The 2,547-nt window shown below is 57.0% G+C and carries 3 protein-coding genes; all 3 read left to right on the top strand.

Features of this window, described 5'->3' with window-relative positions:
• On the top strand, window positions 1-578 hold a 578-nt coding region (gene narI / locus WBM93_RS05630), incomplete at its 5' end, for a respiratory nitrate reductase subunit gamma (RefSeq protein ID WP_424429321.1).
• Window positions 571-1,389 (top strand): peptidylprolyl isomerase, encoded by an 819-nt coding sequence (locus WBM93_RS05635; protein WP_424429324.1) that lies wholly within the window; start codon window positions 571-573, stop codon window positions 1,387-1,389. The genes narI and WBM93_RS05635, both read left to right, overlap by 8 nt.
• Window positions 1,389-2,426 (top strand): GTP 3',8-cyclase MoaA, encoded by a 1,038-nt coding sequence (moaA, locus tag WBM93_RS05640; RefSeq protein ID WP_424429327.1) that lies wholly within the window; start codon window positions 1,389-1,391, stop codon window positions 2,424-2,426. The genes WBM93_RS05635 and moaA overlap by 1 nt, the downstream gene beginning before the upstream one ends.
• Window positions 2,427-2,547 lie beyond the last annotated feature (121 nt).

Genomic DNA, 2,547 nt, shown 5'->3' on the forward strand with positions numbered 1-2,547 from the left:
TGCTGCGCCGCAAACAGCTGGTCTGGGGATCGGTCCTTTTTCACCTAGGGGTGCTGATCGTATTGTTTGGTCACATATTCGGCCTGCTGGTGCCCATCTGGGTGTTCGACAGTTTGTATGTTAAACATGAATGGAAGCAGGCGCTGGCTGTCGGGGCCGGAGGCTTTGCCGGTGCTGTTTCGTTTATCGGTGCGTCGATGTTATTGCACCGCCGGTTATTTGACCCGCGAATTCGCGCCACCTCGAGCTTCTCGGATACCGGCATTCTGGCATTGCTTTGGTTGCAGCTTGCGCTTGGTCTTGCGACGGTTCCGATCTCACTGAGCCATATGGATGGCATGCAAATGGTTAAATTCATGGCCTGGGCCAATGGCATCTTCACCTTCAATCAGGATGCATCGTCATATATCGTGGGATCGCACTGGATTTTCCGGACCCATATCTTTCTCGGGCTGACGATATTCCTGCTGTTCCCGTTCACGCGGCTGGTCCACATGCTGTCGGCTCCAGTTCGCTATCTCTGGCGGTCTGGCTATCAGATCGTACGGTCCCGCAAAATGGCGATGCGCAATGGGTGATGTCATGGAAGTTGTAATGGATAAAATCAGTGTGGCCGGGATCGAAATCCCGCAAAGCGATATCGCGGCAGAGGCGCAAAACCATCCGGCGCAAAAGCCTGATGAAGCATTTGCCTATGCTGCCAAAGCGCTTGTCGTCCGGCAATTGCTGCTCAACGAGGCCGACCGGCTTGAAATTGCAGCGCCCAGTCTGACCGACAGCGATGGCCACAAATTGGCCCCCGACGACGCCCGGATCGAGGCGCTTCTGGACCAGGAGGTCAGAACACCATCCGCCGATGACGAAACCGCCATGCGCTATTACGAACATCATAAGGAACGCTTTTCATCACCGACGATTGTTGAGGCAGAGCATATATTATTTGCGGCGTCTCCGGATGATGAATTCACTTATTCTCTGGCAACCGGCGATGCCCGCGGTGCGATCCGGACATTGCAGGCCGAGCCAGAGCTGTTTGACAAGATGGCCGCTGAACTGTCGGCTTGTTCGTCCAAGGAACATGGCGGCAATCTTGGCCAGATCGGTCCCGGGCAGACGGTTGAACCGTTTGAGCAAGCGCTTTTTTCCTTGAAGGAAGGCGAACTTTGCGACCGTCCGGTGAAATCGCGCTTTGGCGTCCACGTCATCCGCGCCGGTCGCCGGGTAGAGGGTGAAACTTTGCCCTTTGAAGCTGTCCAGCAGAAGATCGCGGACTATCTCGAGGAGGCCAGTTTCCGCAAAGCCGTATCACAATATCTCTCGATACTGGCTTCGAACACCACGATTGAAGGCGTCGAATTTGAAGCTGCGGACGGGCCGCTGGTTCAGTGATGGAACGCGTAGCGGACCGTATCGATACCAAAGCACCCGACCCCGTCGGGCGACCCGGTGGCCTGTCGGACGCATTGGGCCGGCGGTTCGAATATCTGCGACTGTCGCTTACCGATATGTGCAATTTTCGCTGCACCTATTGCCTGCCGGATGGCTATCGCAAGGCCAAGGGCGCGCCGTCCAATCTATCGCCGGAAGAAATAGTGCGTCTGGTCCGGGCCTTCGCGACATTGGGTCTGTGGAAGATAAGGCTGACCGGCGGCGAACCGACGCTGCGCAAAGAGTTTGTCGAGATTGCCAGCGCCGTGAGCAACGTCCCAGGCATAAGCCGTCTCGCCATGACCACCAATGGCTATCGCCTGCCGGAACGGGCGCAGAGCTTTTACGACGCAGGTATCCGCGCGATCAATATCAGCGTCGACTCTCTCGACGCGGCAAAGTTCAAGCAGATCACCGGCCACGCCAGGCTCGAAGAAGTTCTCGACGGCATCGAGGCTGCGCGCGCAGCGGGCATCGAGAATATCAAGATCAACACCGTGCTGATGCGCGACCTTAATCATATGGAAATCGACGACTTTCTGGAATTTGTTGCAGCCCGGGATATTTCGCTCCGCTTCATCGAGGTGATGCGGACCAACGACAATCCGGATTTTTTCAAATCCCGTCATCTGCCCGGCGAAAATGTGACTGATCAATTGGAGCAGCTAGGCTGGACGCGGTTTCCGCGCGTATCCGGGGCCGGACCCGCAGTCGAATATGGCCACGCTAACGCCAAGGGACGGATCGGGGTTATCGCGCCTTATTCGAAAGATTTCTGTGCAAGCTGCAACCGGCTGCGCGTGTCGGCGACCGGCAAATTCCATCTCTGCCTGTTCGGCGACGGCGGCATTGATCTGCGGCCATTATTGGCAAGCGACAGCCAGCATGATGAACTGGTCGCCCGGATCACCGCTCTCACCATGACCAAGGCGCCGAGCCATTTGCTGCAACAGGGCAATAGCGGCGCCACGCCGCATCTCGCCTCCATCGGAGGCTAGAATGACCATGCCGATAAAAGAGCGCTGTTTGACATAGCGCAGCTACCGTTTCTGGTCTCTCCAAGCGTTCATCCGCTCGCCATGGCGACGCAGCTCGATGCGGGCGATCGACCGCAAATGG

This window comes from Parasphingorhabdus sp. (assembly GCF_049667325.1).
GTDB lineage: Bacteria > Pseudomonadota > Alphaproteobacteria > Sphingomonadales > Sphingomonadaceae > Parasphingorhabdus.